General features: G+C 70.1%; 11 protein-coding genes. 10 read left to right on the top strand and 1 reads right to left on the bottom strand.

Translation table 11 applies throughout. The features are described from left to right. Both DMC18_RS16790 and DMC18_RS16785 read left to right on the top strand, forming a co-directional pair. The coding region (locus DMC18_RS16790) for a sensor histidine kinase KdpD (RefSeq protein ID WP_233248192.1) at positions 1-948 on the top strand (948 nt) is incomplete at its 5' end. A gap of 7 nt (positions 949-955) precedes the next feature. Further along, on the top strand, positions 956-1,648 hold the full coding sequence (locus DMC18_RS16785) for a response regulator (protein WP_110117872.1): 693 nt from the start codon (positions 956-958) through the stop codon (positions 1,646-1,648). Between the two features lie 174 nt (positions 1,649-1,822). Here DMC18_RS16785 and DMC18_RS16780 read toward each other — a convergent pair whose 3' ends face one another. Then, entirely contained in the window at positions 1,823-3,601 is a 1,779-nt protein-coding gene (locus tag DMC18_RS16780; protein ID WP_158285924.1) for an ATP-binding protein, read from the bottom strand. Between the two features lie 301 nt (positions 3,602-3,902). Here DMC18_RS16780 and DMC18_RS16775 point away from each other — a divergent pair, with 301 nt between their 5' ends. The 8 genes from DMC18_RS16775 to DMC18_RS16740 all read left to right on the top strand — a co-directional run bounded on the left by DMC18_RS16775 (position 3,903) and on the right by DMC18_RS16740 (position 16,304). Next, positions 3,903-4,880, top strand: coding sequence for an NAD-dependent epimerase/dehydratase family protein (locus DMC18_RS16775; RefSeq protein WP_110117875.1), 978 nt, complete (start codon positions 3,903-3,905; stop codon positions 4,878-4,880). 211 nt (positions 4,881-5,091) lie between these two features. Then, entirely contained in the window at positions 5,092-6,942 is a 1,851-nt protein-coding gene (locus DMC18_RS16770; RefSeq protein WP_110117876.1) for a peroxidase family protein, read from the top strand. Continuing rightward, positions 6,939-7,838, top strand: coding sequence for a hypothetical protein (locus DMC18_RS16765; protein WP_110117877.1), 900 nt, complete (start codon positions 6,939-6,941; stop codon positions 7,836-7,838). Before DMC18_RS16770 ends, DMC18_RS16765 begins: the two co-directional genes overlap by 4 nt. Continuing rightward, positions 7,835-9,244, top strand: a complete 1,410-nt coding sequence (locus tag DMC18_RS16760; RefSeq protein ID WP_110133122.1) for an NADH:flavin oxidoreductase — start codon at positions 7,835-7,837, stop codon at positions 9,242-9,244. The genes DMC18_RS16765 and DMC18_RS16760 overlap by 4 nt, the downstream gene beginning before the upstream one ends. A gap of 1 nt (position 9,245) precedes the next feature. Beyond that, a complete protein-coding gene (locus tag DMC18_RS16755; RefSeq protein WP_110117879.1) occupies positions 9,246-10,808 on the top strand; it encodes a c-type cytochrome in 1,563 nt (520 codons plus the stop codon). Positions 10,809-10,821: 13 nt separating this feature from the next. Next, a complete protein-coding gene (locus tag DMC18_RS16750) occupies positions 10,822-11,244 on the top strand; it encodes a hypothetical protein (protein ID WP_110117880.1) in 423 nt (140 codons plus the stop codon). 13 nt (positions 11,245-11,257) lie between these two features. After that, complete coding sequence (locus tag DMC18_RS16745) at positions 11,258-14,938, top strand: S8 family serine peptidase (RefSeq protein WP_110133121.1); 3,681 nt, start codon at positions 11,258-11,260, stop codon at positions 14,936-14,938. A 16-nt stretch (positions 14,939-14,954) separates the two neighbouring features. Next, complete coding sequence (locus tag DMC18_RS16740) at positions 14,955-16,304, top strand: MBL fold metallo-hydrolase (RefSeq protein WP_146218101.1); 1,350 nt, start codon at positions 14,955-14,957, stop codon at positions 16,302-16,304. The last annotated feature ends 578 nt before the right edge of the window (positions 16,305-16,882 follow it).

Here is a 16,882-nt window from a genome sequence, read left to right as displayed (position 1 = left end):
GAACCGGCCGGGGCCGGCACCGGCACGCTTCCCCAGGCCGCCTGGACCTTCTGGCCGCTGGAGGGCCTGGGCGCCCGCGCCGGCGTGGCCGGGATCGAGGCCGGGACCGTGGTTTCCGGCTCCGACGAGGAGCGCCTGCTGCTGGCCCTGCTCGACCAAGGCGCGGTGGCCTTGCAGCGCGCCGAGCTGGCCGCGGGCGCGGTGGAGGCCGAGGCCCTGCGCCGCTCCGACCGCTTCCGCAACGCGCTGCTGAACTCCATCAGCCACGACCTGCGCACGCCGCTGACCACGGTGCTGGGGGCGGCCACCACCCTGATCGACTATGGCGACAAGCTCGCGCCCCCGGCCCGCGCTGACCTCGCACTCGGCATCAAGGAGGAGGCCGAGCGGCTCAACGGCTACGTCGCCAACCTGCTGGACATGACCCGCATCGAGGGCGGCGGGCTGAAGCTGCGCACCGACTGGATCGACGCCCGCGACGTGCTGGCCGCCGCCGCCGACCGCGTGGCCCGCCGCCTCGACGGCCGGGTGCTGGTGCGCGACTTCCCCGAGACGCTGAGCCTGGTCCAGGCCGACCCGAACCTGCTGGAGCAGGTGGCGGTCAACATCCTGGAGAACGCCATCGCCTATAGCCCCCCCGGGGCGCGCATCGAGGTCGCCGCCTACGAGGACCGCGCCCACGTGGTGATCAGCATCGAGGACGAGGGCCGGGGCATTCCGCCGGCCGACCTGGAGCGGGTGTTCGAGAAGTTCCGCCGCCTGCAGGACCCCAGCGACCGCTCGCCGGGCGCCAGCCAGGGGGTGGGGCTGGGCCTGGCCATCGCCAAGGGCTTCGTCGAGGCCATGGGCGGGCGCATCGCCGCCGCCAGCCCGATCCACGACGGCAAGGGCACGCGCATGCTGATCAGCCTGCCCAAGGGCGTCGCCACGCCCCACCATCTGCTATGACGAGATCATGAGCGCGCTTCGCCCCCGCATCCTGGTCATCGACGACGAGCCGCAGATCCACCGGTTCCTCGCCCCCGCGCTCGACGCGGCCGGCTACGACCCGCTGCGCGCCGACGGCGGCCAGGAGGGCCTGCGCGGCATCGCCCTGTGGTCGCCCGACGCCGTGGTGCTGGACCTCGGTTTGCCCGACATGGACGGCAAGGAGGTGCTGGAAAAGGCCCGCGCCTTCTATGACGGCCCGATCCTCATCCTGTCGGCCCGCGACCGCGAGATCGAAAAGATCGACGCCCTGGACAAGGGCGCCAACGACTATGTCGAAAAGCCCTTCGGGGTGGGCGAACTGCTGGCCCGCCTGCGGGTGGCCCTGCGCCAGCGGGCGGCGACCCAGGCGCCGGCCGGGCCGATCCGGGCCGGGGCCGTCGAGCTGGATCTCGAAAAGCGCCTGGTCACCCGCGACGGGACGGTGGTGAAGGTCTCGCCGCGCGAATACGAGGTCCTGGCCCGCCTGGCCTTGGGGCGCGGCAAGGTGCTGACCCACAAGGAGCTGCTGACCTCGGTCTGGGGCCCGGCCCACATGCACGACACCCAGTACCTGCGGGTCTTCGTCGGCCAGCTGCGCCAGAAGCTGGAGGCCGACCCGGCCCACCCGAAGATCCTGCTGACCGAACCGGGGGTGGGATATCGGTTCATCGGGGATTGAGGGAGGTTCCGCCCCTCGGGCCCCCTCTCACCGAGCATCCCCGCGAAGGCGGGGATCCAAGCCGAGCCGGCGGATGATCCAAGGCCGAGCCTCCTCCTGAAAGTCAGCTTGGGTCCCCGCCTTCGCGGGGAGAGACGGATATTGGAGGCGAGCGTGTGATGATCATCCGCTCGATCACCGCCGCGTGCGGCTGAGCCTCGCTGCGTCGCGCACCCGGGTCAGCAGGGTGGCGATGTCGATCGGCTTGGCCACGTGGCCGTCCATGCCGGCGGCCAGGCAGGCGTCGATCTCGGCCTTCACCGCATTGGCCGTCAGGGCCAGGACCGGCGTGGCGCTGGCCGGGAAGGGCAGGGCGCGGATCGCCCGCGTCGCCGCCAGGCCGTCCATGCCCGGCATCCGCACGTCCATCAGCACCACATCATAGGCGCGTTCGCGCACGGCCTCGACGCCCGCCGCCCCGCCGTCGGCGCAGTCCACCGCGTGATCGGCCGAGCGCAGCACGGCCTCGGCCAGGGCGCGGTTCATCTCGGCGTCGTCGACGACCAGGATGCGCAGGGCCTCGCCCTCGGCGGCTGTCGCTGGCGGATCCTCGTCGGCCGCGCGGTCGGCGGGACGGGCGGGGATCTCGAACCAGAAGGTCGAGCCTATGCCGACCTCGCTGTCGACGCCGATGGTTCCGCCCATCAGCTCGACCAGCCGCTTGCAGATCGCCAGGCCCAGGCCCGTGCCGCCATAGCGGCGATGGATGGTGGAATCGACCTGGCCGAACGGCTGGAACAGGCGTTTCCGCGCCTCGGGGGCGATGCCGGGGCCGGTGTCGGCGACCGTGAAGCGCAGGCGGTCGTCTCCGGCGGGCGCGACCGACAGGGTCACGCTTCCCCCGGCGGTGAACTTCACGGCGTTGGTCACGAGATTCAGCAGCACCTGCCGCAGGCGGGTCGGGTCGCCGGCGATCGCGTCCGGCGTTTGCGGCGCGATCTCGAGGCGCAGCGCCAGCCCTTTGGCCTGCGCGTCGGGACGGGCCATGGCCGCGCAGCTGTCGACCAGCCGCTCCGGGACGACGACGCCGTCTTCCAGCATCAGCTTGCCGGCCTCGACGCGGGAAAGGTCCAGAATGTCGTCGACGATGGCCAGCAGGGCCTTGGCCGCGTCGCGCACGAAGCCGCGATAGCGCCCGCGCTCGTCGCCGGACAGGGCGTCGCGGGCCAGCAGCTCCGAAAACCCGACCAGGCCGTTCAGGGGCGTGCGCAGCTCGTGGCTCATCGCCGCCAGGAACTCCGACTTGGCGCGGTTGGCGGCCTCGGCCTCGTGCTTGGCGTCGGCCAGGTCGAGGGTCAGCTGGGCCAGCCGCTGGTTGCGCCGCTCCACCCGCTCCAGCGCCGCCGTCCGCTCCTGCAGCAGCCGGCGCAGGTCGCTGACCCCGGCCCGCGTGGCGATGGCCGCGCCGAGCGTCTGGCTCATGTGGCGCAGCAGCTCGATCTCCTCGACATTGAAGGCGGCGGCCTCGCCGGCCATGGCCTTCAGCACGCCCACCGCCTGCTCGCCGTCGAACAGGGGCGCGCAGACCATCGAGCGCAGGCCCACCCGGCGGCAGGCGTCGCGGTCGACGCGCGGATCGGTCTCGCTGTCCTCGCACACCAGGATGGCGGCCTGCTCGACGCACAGGCCCGACAGGCTGCCGGCGCGGGGCAGGCGCAGGCCCAGATGTTCGGCATAGCCCTCGCTGACCGCGCGGTAGACCATCTGGTCGCCGTCGACGAGCTCGACCACGGCCCCGCGTCCGGCCAGCAGCCGGTGCACGCTGTCGACCACGATCTGCATGAAGTCATCGACGCCGACGTCGCTGCTGGCCAGCAGCGACTGGATCTCGGCCAGGGCGCGCAGGCCCTCCATCCGCCGGTTGAGAATTTCGAGACGGGCGGCGCCGGGGATGGCGGGGAGCGACGTCGACAAATGACGCATCGCGGGCATCCAGCTTCGCCATGAGACTGGAACCAGCGCTGTTCCCGCACAAGCACCCTCCGGCTGAGCCGCCGCAGCTTCGCCTGATGGTGTCGCGGGCGGACGCCTGCCAGACCGCCTGCCAGACGCCTGTCGGGGAGAAACCTCCGTTCGCGCCGCTTTTCCTGCAAATCGGCCACGATGGAGACGCGGCCGGGGGCTAGAGATTGCCTTTGGACGCGGAATGTCGAATGACGAGCGCCGATGATTTTACCGTCGGCCGGGCCAGGCGCCGACGAGCGAGGATTGCGGTATGAGCGGAGGCCCTGTCCTCGTCACCGGCGCGGCCGGCTTCATCGGCATGCATGTGGCCGAGCGTCTGCTCGACCGCGGCGAGACCGTGATCGGCGTCGACGTGTTCAACGACTATTACGATCCGGCCCTGAAGGCGGCCCGCGCCGCCCGCCTCGACGGCCGCCCGGGCTTTACGATGGTGCGCCTGGACATCGCCGAGCACGAGGCTCTGCTGGAGCTCGTCCGGTCGTCGGGCGTCAAGCGGGTCGTCCACCTGGCCGCCCAGGCCGGCGTGCGCTACTCGATCGAGAACCCCTTCGCCTACGAACGCTCGAACCTGGCCGGCCACCTGGCCGTGCTGGAAGCCTGCCGCCACGGCGGCGTCGAGGCCCTGGTCTACGCCTCGTCGAGCAGCGTCTACGGCGATCGCCCCCTGAACGGCTCGGGCTTCAAGGAGACCGACCCGGTCGACGCCCCGGTCTCGCTCTATGCGGCCACCAAGCGCTCGTGCGAGCTGATCAGCCAGAGCTACGCCCGGCTCTACGGCTTCCCGCAGGCGGGCCTGCGCTTCTTCACGGTCTACGGGCCCTGGGGGCGCCCCGACATGGCCTATTTCAGCTTCACCCAGAAGATCCTGAAGGGCGAGCCGATCGAGGTGTTCGGCGAGGGCAAGATGGCCCGCGACTTCACCTATATCGACGACATCGTCGACGGCATCGTCGGCGTGCTCGACAACCCGCCGGCCCCGGGCGGCCACGAGATCTACAACATCGGCGACAACGATCCGGTCGGGCTGATGGACATGATCGCCGCGCTGGAGGCCGCGCTCGGCCGCGAGGCGGAGAAGGTGTTCCTGCCCATGCAGCCGGGCGACGTCACGGCTACCTTCGCCGACGTCTCCAAGCTTCAGGCCCTGACGGGCTACAGGCCCGTCGTCGGGGTTCGCGAGGGCCTGCAGCGCTTCGCCCGCTGGTACGCCGGCCACTACGCCGGCTGACGCCGAAAGCGTCGTCCCTTCAATTCGAACGGCCACGGACGGTCGCCGGAGAGCCCGGCGGCGGCGTTCGCGCGCGTCCGCCGGCAGGGTCGCGGGCGCGCCTGAAATTCCCCTTCGCGTAACATTGATATTCCCCTCGCGGTTGCACCGAATCCGTGTTTAGCTCCGGGTTGCAATCGTGGGGCGTGCCTATCTGCGGGGAGGGCGACGAGTGGCGGGTTCGTTACTGGAGAGTCTGCTGGGCGGAGCGGCGCGGGTGCTGAGCCGGATCCAACCCTGGCACAAGTACCCGACCACGCTGGCCGTGCCGACGCTGGCGGGCCTGCGCGTCAACATGCGCCACGAAAACCTGTTCGACACCGAGATGGAGCCGACGATCGCCGCGCCCGACCCGGCGCCCGGCTCGATCGACGTGCGCGAGGCCCGCACGGCCGACGGCAGCTACAACGACCTGTCCAAGCCGTGGATGGGCATGACCGGGGCGCGCTTTGGCCGCAACATGCCGATCGAGCGCACCTTCGGCGAGGAAGAGCCGGCCCTGATGACCCCCAATCCGCGGGTGATCAGCAACCGGCTGCTGGCCCGCAAGGAGTTCGTGCCGGTCCCGCACCTGAACGCCCTGGCCGGCGCCTGGCTGCAGTTCATGGTCCACGACTGGCTGAGCCACGGCGAGAACGATCCGGAAGACAAGTTCTACGTGCCGATCCCCGAAGGCGACAGCTGGCCGGGCGGGGTGATGGAGATCCTCAAGACCCTGCGCGATCCCGACCGTCCGGGCGACGCGGGCCGGCCCCAGGCCTACACCAATGTCGAGACCCACTGGTGGGACGCCTCGCAGATCTACGGCTCATCGCTGCGCCGGCAGATCAAGGTGCGCACCGACCCGACGACGGGCCAGTTCCTGACCGACGGCAAGCTCGGTTTGCAGCCCAACGGCCACCTGCCCATCGACGAGGCCGGCAAGATCCCGGGCCTGGAGCTGGCCGGGGTCAACGGCAACTGGTGGATCGGCCTGTCGGTGATGCACACGGTCTTCGTGCGCGAGCACAACTCGGTCGTGGACCGGCTGAAGATCGACTTCCCCGAGGCCTCGGGCGAGTGGCTGTTCCAGAAGGCGCGCCTGGTGGTCTCGGCCCTGCTGGCCAAGATCCACACCGTCGAATGGACGCCGGCCCTGATGAACAGCCCCGAGGGGCGTCTGGCCATGCGCGCCAACTGGTGGGGCCTGGCGGGCGAGACCTTCCACCGGGCCTTCGGCCGGCGCGGCGAAAGCGAGATCCTGTTCGGGGTGGCCGGCTCGCCGGTCGACCACCACAACGCGCCCTACGCCATGACCGAGGAATTCGCGGCCTGTTACCGCATGCATCCGCTGATGCCGGACGACTATTCGTTCCGCAGCCACGTGGACGACAGGGAGCTGCTCAAACGCGACCTGATCGGCGTGGCCCGCGGCCAGGCCTCCAGCGTCTACGAGCACGCCAGCTTCGACGACGTGGTCTATTCGCTGGCCACCAGCCACCCGGGCGCGCTGTGCCTGCACAACTACCCCAACACCCTGCGCAGCCTGCCGCCCAAGCGCGAAAACGACGTGCTGACGGATCTCGCCGCCACCGACATCCTGCGCGACCGCGAGCGGGGCGTGCCGCGCTACTGCGAGTTCCGGCGCCACATGAGCATGCGCGCGCCCAAGACCTTCGCCGAGCTGACCGACAACAAGGAATGGCAGAAGGAGCTGGAGGAGATCTACGGCGACGTCGAGAAGGTCGACCTGCTGGTCGGCACCCTCGCCGAAAGCCAGTGCACGCGTAACGGCACGCCGCCGGGCTTCGGCTTCTCCGACACCGCCTTCCGCATCTTCATCCTGATGGCCACCCGCCGCCTGAAGAGCGACCGCTTCTACGGCGAGGACTTCAACGCCAAGGTCTACACCCCGGCCGGCTTCGCCTGGGTGCGCGACAACGGCCTGCGCCAGGTGATGGAGCGCCACGTTCCGGCCCTGGCCGCCCAGTTCGCCGACGCCCGCAGCATGTTCTTCCCCTGGGCCAAGGGGACGGCGGGATGAGCAGCCGGATCCGCATTCCCGGCCTCGTCGACGTAATCCGCCTCGACGAGCCGGCCGCCATTCGTTCGATCGTCGCCGATCCGCGCCTCGACCGCGACTTCAAGAAGGAAGGGCCGCTGATCAACCGGCTGCTGGCCGGGCGCATCCGCAAGGTGCTGCGCGTCGGTTCGCACCCGCTGCCGGCCGTCGCCCCGCGCGAGGCCGAGGACCGCGCCCGCCTCCAGGCCCTGCTGGAGCAGCGCTTGCAGAACGCCCAGCTGGGCACGCCCGAGCAGCGCGCGACCCTGGCCGCCTATGTGCGCGGCGAGAAGGGGGAGGGGGTGCTTGGCCCCACCGCCCAGGCCGCCGTCGGCGAGCTGTTCGCCCCCGGCTATGCGGCCCGCAAGGATCGCTGGCAGGCCGCACGCACGCTGGACGCCGCCCCGCGCTCGTTCAATCCGCTGCAGATCCTGTGGTGGGGCCTGACCGGCGCCGTCGACCGGGCCCGCAAGACCCTGGCCGCGCCGGTCGACAACGATCCGGCCGCCGTCCACGCCACCGGCGTCGCGGTCCATAACTTGGTGCGCGGCCTGAAGATCATGCGCGGCCTGTGGCGTCAGCCCTTCGCCCGCGAGAGCCTGACCGAAGAGGCGGTGATCTGCCAGTGCGCGGTCGCCCCGGCCAACGTGCTGCGCCAGTGGAAGGCCCCGGCCAGCACCCTGTGGGGCGAGGTCGAGCCTGGCGCCATCACGCTCTTCCAGCTCGACGCGGCCCGCTATCGCAGCCCCAGCCACCAGATCGTGTTCATGACCGACAGCTGGAGCCGCTGTCCCGCACACCACTGGACCGCCTCGCTGCTGGGCGCGGTCTGGCGCGAGGCCAAGGCTAGCGCTCCCGTGAAGGGAGGCCGGTCATGACCGACGTCCTGCCGCCGCGCGCCGCCACTGGTCCGATCATCCGCACCCCCGCCGACGCGGCGGCCGCGGGCGACCCGATCTTCCAGCCGCTGCATTTCCGTAACCTGACCGTCAAGAACCGGATCTTCCGTTCGAACATCTCGGGCATCTTCGACAACCAGGACGGCTCGCTGACCCAGACGCGGATCAACTGGGAGAGCAAGTTCGCCAAGGGCGGGGTGGGGGCGATCATCTCGTCCTACGTGCCGGTGCTGATGGAAGGCCGGATCATCGCCGGCTACGCGACCGTCCACCGCGACGAGTTCATCCCGCTGTGGGCCAAGCTGGGCGAGGCGGTGCACAGCTTCGACGCCAAGTACATCATGCAGCTCAGCCACTCGGGCCGGCAGATGGACCTGCCGGGCGTGCACAACCAGATGCGCCCGAGCCTGACCTCGACCAGCAACAGGGAAACCCTGCACGGCTTCCTGTGCCGGGCCATGACCAAGGGCGACATCGAGCTTACCATCAACGCCTTCGCGGCCGGCGCCTGGCGGGCGCGCGAGGCGGGGCTGGACGGGGTCGAGCTGCACGCGGCCAACGGCTACCTGTTCACGCAATTCCTCAGCTCGGGGATCAACGACCGCACCGACGAATATGGCGGCTCGCTGAAGAACCGCGCCCGCTTCCTGCTCGACGTGATCAGCGCCATCCGCTCGCGGGTCGGGCGCGACTTCCACCTGCAGGTCAAGCTCAGCGCCATCGACCGCAACAACGTCATCCCGTGGGAGCACAAGGGCAACACCCTGGCCGACACGGTGCAGGTGGCCCAGTGGGTCGAGGCGGCCGGCGCCGACGCCATCCACGTCTCGTCCGGCTCGCTGTTTCCGCACCCGCTGAACCCGCCGGGCGACCTGCCGATCGACATCCTGGCGGTGACCTACGACGCCATGATCAGCTCGGGCGTCTACGGCTTCCGCAACTTCCTGCTGTTCCGCTACCCGCTGCTGCGGCCGATCTTCCACTGGATCTGGTTCCGCATGAAGAAGGGCCATCCGATCGAGGGCGTCAGCCTGGAGGAGGCCCGGGCGATCAAGGCGGCGGTCAGCGTGCCGGTGCTGTGCACGGGCGGCTTCCAGACCGCCTCGTTCGTGCGCGACGCCATCTCCGGGGGCGTGGTCGACGGGGTGTCGATCGCCCGCTCGCTGATGGCCAACAAGGATCTGGTCCAGCAATGGGCGGCCGGCCACGACCTGCCGGAAAAGCCCTGCACCTACTGCAACAAGTGCCTGGCCAACGCGCCCAAGAACCCGATGGGCTGCTACGAGGAGGCCCGCTTCCCGTCCCGCGAGGCGATGATCGACGAGATCATGAGCGTCTACAAGCCGCGCGCCGACATGCGCATTCCCCTGGCTTCGGAGCTGTAGGATGGCGGCGCGCAAAGCGGTGACGGCGGTCGAGGCCCATCTGGCCGCAACGCGCTGGCAGCTTCGGCTGGGCGTGGCGGTGGTGGCGCTGCTGATCGCCCTGGGGGTGGCGGTGCTGGGCCTTGGCCTGTGCGCGGCGCTGCGGCTGTCGGGCTCGGCCACGCCGCGCTACGCCAGCGACGTCGACCACTTCAAGTACGGTTCGATCGGCTCCGAGCCGCAGAGCGGCGTGCCCTATGCGTTGTGGAAGGCCCTGCCGGCCCTCTATCCCAAGCAGTTCGAGGGGCGCAGCGACTACACCGCCTTTGGCTTCATCTACGAAACCGACGACAAGGGCGTGCGCAAGGAGCTGCCGATCGGCGTCTCCAAGCGCCAGGTCAACGGCGTCGACGTGGTCTGGCTGAACTGCGCCACCTGCCACACCGGCACCTGGCGGGCCTCGGACGGCGGCGTCGTCCACGTCGTGCCGGGCATGCCGTCCAACAATCTCGACTTCCACCGCTTCGTGTCGCTGCTGCTCACCGCGGCCACCGACGAGCGGCTGGAGCCGGCCGACCTGTTCGGGCCGATGGAGAAGGCCGGAACGCGTCTGGACTGGTTCGACCGCCTGGTCTGGCAGGCCGCCGTCATGCCGCGCTTCCGCGAGGGCCTGATCCGCGTGCGCGGCCGCCTGGCGCCGCTGCTGGAGCGGCAGTCGCCCTGGGGAGCTGGCCGGGTCGACACCTTCAACCCCTACAAGCTGCTGCAGTTCGGCACGCCGGCCGCCAGCCTGACCGAGGCCGAGGTGCACGGGGTCTCCGACTTCCCGGCGATCTTCAACCAGCGCCCGCGCGAGGGCATGGAGCTGCACTGGGACGGCAACAACACCTCGCTGCAGGAGCGCAACCTGTCGGCCGCCATCGGCGCGGGCGTCACGCCCAAGACCGTCGACCACGCCTCGCTCCGGCGGGTGGCGGGCTGGCTGATGGACTTGCCGGCGCCGGTCAGCCCGCATCCGCTGAACGCCCAGGCGGCCTTGCGCGGCCAGGCGATCTACAAGGCCGAGTGCTTCGCCTGCCACGGCGGGCAGGAGGCCGGCGGCTACGTCTTCAAGGCAGAAAAGCTGGGCAAGGTGACGCCGATCGCCCTGATCGGCACCGACCGCGCGCGGCTGGACTCCTACACCAAGGAGTTCCGCGAGCAGCAGCTGAGCAAGATGTTCGCCGGCACGCCCTACCAGTTCCGCTACTTCCGCAAGACCGACGGCTATTCCAACCAGCCGCTCGACGGGCTGTGGCTGCGCGGACCCTATCTGCACAACGGCTCGGTGCCGACCTTGACCGACCTGCTGAAAGCGCCGGCCGAGCGGCCCAAGGCCTTCCTGCGCGGTCGCGACCAGGACGTGATCGACCCGGTCAACGGCGGCTTCCTGACCACGGCCTGCACGCCCGGTCAGCCGACCCCGCGCGGGACCAGCTGCTACGACACGGCCCTGCCCGGCAACGGCAATGGCGGACACCTCTACGGCGTGGGTCTGACGCCCGAACAGAAGGCCGACCTGTTGGCCTATCTGCTGACTTTCTGAAGGGGGAACGACGATGAGCGACGGCCTCAGCATCGGCTGGTCGGATGAGCAGGCCAGGCGCGCGCGCAACGTCTATCGCGGCGTGCTCGGCTTCAACATGTTCCTGCACCTGGTCGTGGGCCTGCTGTGCATGTTCGCCCCGAACTTCGTCTCGCAGACGGTGGGCCTGGACGCGCCGAACGTCGCGGGCTGGACGCGCGGCTGGGGCGCGACCCTGATCCTGGTCACGGCCCTCTACGTGCCGGGCCTGCTGGAGCCGGTGCACAAGCGCGCCCCCAACCTGATCGGCATACTGGGGCGGATCTGGATGGGCACGGTCTGGGTGTTCTGCGGCGGCGGCTTCCTGTGGTTCGCCCTGTTCGACTATGCCTGGGCGCTGATCATATTCCTGTTCTACCTGCGCCTGTTCCGCGCCCACGTCATGACGCGGCCTTAAGGAGGCGCGCGCCATGGCGACCGATCGCACGCCCGCCGTCCTGATCAAGGCTCCGCCGCTCAAGTCGCAGAGCCTGCGCCTGGGCGTCGGCGCGGCGCCCATCCGGCTGAAGGCCGAGCCTCTGTTCGAGCACATCTCGCAGCCGGCCGGCGAGGGAGAAGGCTTCGCCGCGGCCGGCGGCGGCGGGGCCGAATGGCAGAAGCTCAGCCTGGAGCAGGGCGACGAGCGCAATCTGTGGGACCTCTGCCACGCCCTGGCCAACCAGGGCGGCGAAGGCCTCGGCGCGGCCGGCGGCGGCGGACCGGTCTTCGCCGAGCCCGACCTCGAGCAGCGCTGGTCCTATCCCGCGCCCGAGGTGACGATGGGCGCGGCTCCGGCCTGCCGGTCCCAGCCGACGCCGCAGCGTCGCAACTTCCCCCATGTCGACAGCGACAATCTGTGGTTCCGCAACGGCGACCATTCGGGCTTCGGCCCGGCCAGCCACCAGACCGGCGCGGGCGCGCGCATCGCCCATATCGACACCGGCTACGACCCGACCCACCGCTATCTGCCCAAGCACCTGCGGCTGGACCTGCAGCGCAACTTCGTCGACCGCGACCATCCGCGCGACGCCAGCGACCGCTCCGAGGGTCTGTGGGTGCAGGACGGCCACGGCATGGGCACCATCGCCATCCTGGCCAGCGAGCAGTACGGCGGCGCGCCGGGCGCCGAGGTGGTGCCGATCCGCATCGCCGACCGGGTGGTGCTGTTCCGCTCCAGCACCTTCGCCCAGGCGCTCGACTATGTTTACGGCCTGCGCAACGACCCCAAGACCCGCATCGACGTCATCACCATGAGCATGGGGGGGCTCGCCTCCCAGGCCTGGGCCGAGGCGGTCAACCGGCTCTACGAGGCCGGCATCTTCATCGTCACGGCGGCGGGCAACAACGACAACAACTTTCCGACCCGCAACGTCGTCTATCCGGCCCGCTTCAACCGCGTGGTCGCCGCCTGCGGGGTGATGGCCGACGGCTCGCCCTACGCCGATCTCGGCCAAGGGCGGATGGCCGGCAATTACGGTCCCGACAGCAAGATGGGCACGGCCCTGGCCGCCTGCACGCCCAACCTGCCCTGGGCCGTCGGCGGCTGCGCCGACCTGGTCGACTGGAGCGGGCAGGGCACCTCCTGCGCCACGCCGCAGATTGCCGCGGCCGCGGCGCTGTGGATCGCCGAGAACCGCGCCAAGCTGGACGCCTATCCCGAAGGCTGGATGCGGGTGGAGGCCGTGCGCAAGGCGCTGTTCTCCAGCGCCCGCCCAGGCGCGCGCACCACCTTCGGCGCCGGCCTGCTGCGCGCCGACAAGGCCCTGGGCGTCAAGCCGGCGGCGGCCAGCTCGCTCAGAAAGTCGCCCGCCGACGATGCGGCCTTCGCCCTGATCCGCCTGGCCGCGGGCCTGGGCGCGGCCGGAGGGCCGCCGGTCGATCCGGCCGTGCAGCGGATGCTCGAGCTGGAGATCCTGCAGCTGTCGCAGTCGGCCGCGATCGAGGCGATCATGCCCGATCCCGCGCAGCCGCCGGACACCGAGACCGGCCGCCGCAAGCTGCGCGAGGCCCTGGCCGAGCAGCCTCGCGCCTCGCGCCGGCTGAAGGCCTATCTGCGCGGGTCCGACAGCCGCACCGTCCAGCCGCCGGCCGCGCCCGCAACGCCGGCGCCCGCTCCCGCCCCCGCCTTGGGCGACATGGAGCGGCTGCATCTGGACCACGCCCTGAATCCGACCGTGCGCGAGCCGGCCGGCCGCCGCCTGCGCGTCTACGCCTTCGACCCGTCGTTCAGCGCCTCGCAGGACACCGCCGGCATCAATGTCGCGCGGCTGGAAGTGCCCTGGGACGCCAATCTCAAGCCCGGGCCGATCGGTGAATATCTGGAGGTCATCGACGTCGATCCGGTCAGCGACGCGGCCTATGCGCCGGTCGACCTCAACCATCCGCACCTGCTAAGCCAGGACGGCCTGTCGCCGAGCCCGTCGGATCCGCGCTTCCACCAGCAGATGGTCTATGCGGTGGCGATGAAGACCATCGGCCATTTCGAGCGGGCGCTGGGGCGCACGGCGCAATGGTCGTCGCGCAAGCTCAACGAGGGCGATGCGCCGACCCTGGCCGCCCCCGAAAACACGGGCGACGTCGGCAAGCCCAAGCGCCGCGAGCGCGAGGAATACGTCCAGCGCCTGCGCATCTATCCGCACGCCTTCCGGGGCGCGAACGCCTATTACAGCCCCGACCGCAAGGCGCTGCTGTTCGGCTATTTCCCCGCCGCCGGCGGCGACTGGCGCGGCTCGCCCGCAGGCCAGATGACCTTCAGCTGCCTGTCGCACGACATCGTCGCCCACGAGACCTCGCACGCCCTGCTCGACGGCCTGCATCCGCGCTACCGGGAGTCGACCCACCCCGACGCCATGGCCCTGCACGAGGCCTTCGCCGACATCGTCGCCCTGTTCCAGCACTTCACCCTGCCCGAGGCGCTGGAGCACCAGATCGGCCGCAGCCGAGGCGACCTGACCGGCGGCGGGCCGCTGGTGCAGCTGGCCGTCGAGTTCGGCCGCGCCACCAGCCGCGAGGGCCAGTTCCAGAAAGCCCTGCGCGAGGCGGTCGACGGCCTGTCGAAGGAGAAGCTGTCGGAGCTGCAGGGCGCCGCGCCCGAGCTGCCGATGGAGGCGCACGATCGCGGGGCCATGCTGGTGGCCTCGGTGTTCGACGCCTTCCTGACCCTCTACGCCGCCCGCCAGGAAGAGGTGATCGTGCTGGCCACCGGCGGCAGCGGCGTGCTGCCCGAGGGCCAGCTGCCCCAGCCCCTGGTCAAGGCCCTGGCGCGGGTGGCCGCCAAGCTGGCCGAGCAGCTGCTGAACATCTGCATCCGCGCGCTCGACTACTGCCCGCCGGTCGACGCCACCTTCGGCGACTATCTGCGGGCGATGATCACCGCCGACCGCGACGTGGTGCCCAACGACGTGCGTGGCTATCGCCTGGCCCTGATCGCCGGCTTCGCCAAGCGCGGGATCTTCCCGCAGAACGTGCCGCACCTGTCGCCCGGCAGCCTGGTCTGGGAGGCGCCGCCGCCGGTCATCACCACGGCCTCGCGGCTGCTGCCCAAGCTGGATCTCGGCTGGAACCTGCGCAACCGCCGCCAGAAGGCCTGGAACCTGTCGCGCGACAACGCCCGCGTCCTGCACGCCTGGCTCTCGGGCCGGCGCTGGGAGAACGGCGCCTGGGTCCAGGTGCCGCTCGACGAGCGGGCCACCGACCTGGAGCTCAAGGCCTTCGGCCTCTACCGCGACGAGGGTGTGCAGAAGATCGACTATGTCGAGAACGGCGAGACCTTCAGCGAGGAGGTGACGATCGGCAAGATCGAGGTCCACTCGGTGCGGCCCGCCCGGCGGATCGGCCCCGACGGGGTCACGGTCAGCGACATCGTCGTCGAGATCACCCAGAAATGGACCGACAGCGGCGGCGTCACCCGCCGGGGCGGCTGCACGGTGCTGTTCGACCTGGAGAGCTACCAGGCCCGCTACCTGATCCGGAAGCGGGTGGCCAATCTCGCCCAGGCTTGGGCCGAGACGGCCGCAGCCCCGCCGCCGCGCGGGACCGGCCACGTCCGCAGCGCCTATTTCGGCGTCATGGGCGACCGCGAGCCCTTCGCCATGCTTCACGACTGCTGTTGAGACGGGGAGGGCGAGCGTGACCGATCACCGCGCCAAGGTGAGGATGTATCGCCACGGACTGGGCGACTGCCTGCTCGTCCGCCTGGCGCGCGACGGCGACCGGGATTTCAACATCCTGATCGACTGCGGCGTCATCCTCGGCACCAAGGACGCCCGCGCCAAGATCAACGCCGTGATGGAGAACGTCGTCGCCGAGACCGGCAACGTCATCGACTTGCTGGTGCTGACCCACGCCCACGGCGACCACGTCTCGGGCTTCCTCCAGGCCGAGGCGATCTTCCGCAAGCTGGAGGTCGGCCAGGTATGGATGGCCTGGACCGAGGATCCGGACGACAGTTTCGCCAAGTCGCTGCTCGACGCGCGCGGCCGGCGCGGGGCGGTCGACGCCCTGCAGGCCGTGGCCGGCCAGATGCAGGCGGCCGGCGACGCGGCGGCGGGCGAGAAGATCGCCGGGCTGATGGACTTCTTCGGGATCGACGACGTGCCGTTCGGGGCGGCCGGCGGCCGCGCCACGACGGAAGACGCCGTGCAGGTGGCGCGCGAACTGGCCCCGGAAGGCAAGCTTCTCTACTGCAAGCCCGGCCAGGATCCCTACCGGCCGCCGGGGGCCAAGGCCCGGATCATGGTGCTGGGGCCGCCGCGCGACCACGACCTGATCCGCAAGTCGACGCCCAGCAAGAAGGCGCCCGAGACCTTCGACATGGCGTTCGACGCGCCGGCCGGCGGGCCGCCGCCGGGGATCGAGGGGCGACCGTTCTCGCCGCTGTTCACGATCCCGCTCGACGTGGCCCGCGCCGAGGTGAAGTTCTTCCAGGACAACTACTGGAACCAGGCCGGAGCGTCCGGCTGGCGCGGCATCGACGACGTCGGCTCCAGCGCGCTCGACTTCGCCATCAAGCTCGACAACGACACCAACAACACCAGCCTGGTGCTGGCCATCGAGCTGGACGGGCCAGGGGATGGCGGAGGTGACGCCGGCCGCGACGTCCTGCTGTTCGCCGCCGACGCCCAGGTCGGCAACTGGCTGTCCTGGAAGGACGTCAAGTGGACCAGGCCCGAGGGCGAGGCCAGCGACGTCGAGGGCCTGGACCTCGTGCGCCGCACCATCGTCTACAAGGTCGGCCACCACGGCAGCCACAACGCCACCCTGAAGGACTATCTGCTGTCGATGGAGCGGCTGCGCATCGCGCTGAACCCCGTCGACGAGGTGATGGCCGGCAAGAAGCATTGGGACCACATCCCCCTGCCGTCGCTGGAGGAGGCCCTGCGCAAGCAGGCCAAGGAAGCCCTGGTCCGCGCCGACGAGAACGGCGTCAAGGGCGACGACATCGTCGAGGACCCGCTGTTCTACGAGGTGACGGTCTAGGCCGGATCGACATTCAGTTGTTCGCGCCCTTCAAATCCGTCCCTCCCTCGCGAAGGCGGGGACGTTCGGTGAATGGCCGGGGGTCTTGAAGCCCGATCAGACCCAACGCCGGGCGACACCGCTCGTTCGACCATGATCAGCGGAGGGTCTTTCCCGGCGTGTGCGGGAGACCTGCGCGTTCACGCCAACAGCTGTTTGGTTTCTTCTGTCTTCGATTCGCCGTTCTGGGAGTAACCTTAACGGGCGAGCCAAATACATGCCTGGAGCTTGACTTTAAGCATTCGCCTTTGGCGGAATTCGTCTCTTGCACATTAAATTCATGCAGATTTTTCATTCGCCGTAAAAGCGCCGCGCCTTTGTGCCTAATGGCCGAGTGGGCGCCGGAAACTTCGGCCGTCGGCGAAATCTTTTCAAATTGTCACCGACTAACGATTGCCTTCGGGCGCGGAATGTCGAATGACGAACACCGATGTTTTTGTGCCGCCGATTGGCGGGGCTCTGATGAGCAGGGGATAACAGATGCGCGTAGCGATGATTGGCACGGGCTATGTGGGCCTGGTGTCTGGGGCGTGTTTTGC

Origin of the sequence: Caulobacter sp. D5 (genome assembly GCF_003185805.1) — a bacterium.
Lineage (GTDB): Bacteria > Pseudomonadota > Alphaproteobacteria > Caulobacterales > Caulobacteraceae > Caulobacter.
The sequence above is the reverse complement of the archived record's forward strand: the minus strand, read 5'-3'. Positions and strand labels throughout refer to the sequence as shown.

Bases quoted from the DNA above. Each gene is read 5' to 3' on its own strand.
- DMC18_RS16785 (WP_110117872.1), top strand. From the start codon at position 956: ATGAGCGCGCTTCGCCCCCGCATCCTGGTCATCGACGACGAGCCGCAG.
- DMC18_RS16775 (WP_110117875.1), top strand. From the start codon at position 3,903: ATGAGCGGAGGCCCTGTCCTCGTCACCGGCGCGGCCGGCTTCATCGGC.
- DMC18_RS16765 (WP_110117877.1), top strand. From the start codon at position 6,939: ATGAGCAGCCGGATCCGCATTCCCGGCCTCGTCGACGTAATCCGCCTC.
- DMC18_RS16760 (WP_110133122.1), top strand. From the start codon at position 7,835: ATGACCGACGTCCTGCCGCCGCGCGCCGCCACTGGTCCGATCATCCGC.
- DMC18_RS16755 (WP_110117879.1), top strand. From the start codon at position 9,246: ATGGCGGCGCGCAAAGCGGTGACGGCGGTCGAGGCCCATCTGGCCGCA.
- DMC18_RS16750 (WP_110117880.1), top strand. From the start codon at position 10,822: ATGAGCGACGGCCTCAGCATCGGCTGGTCGGATGAGCAGGCCAGGCGC.
- DMC18_RS16745 (WP_110133121.1), top strand. From the start codon at position 11,258: ATGGCGACCGATCGCACGCCCGCCGTCCTGATCAAGGCTCCGCCGCTC.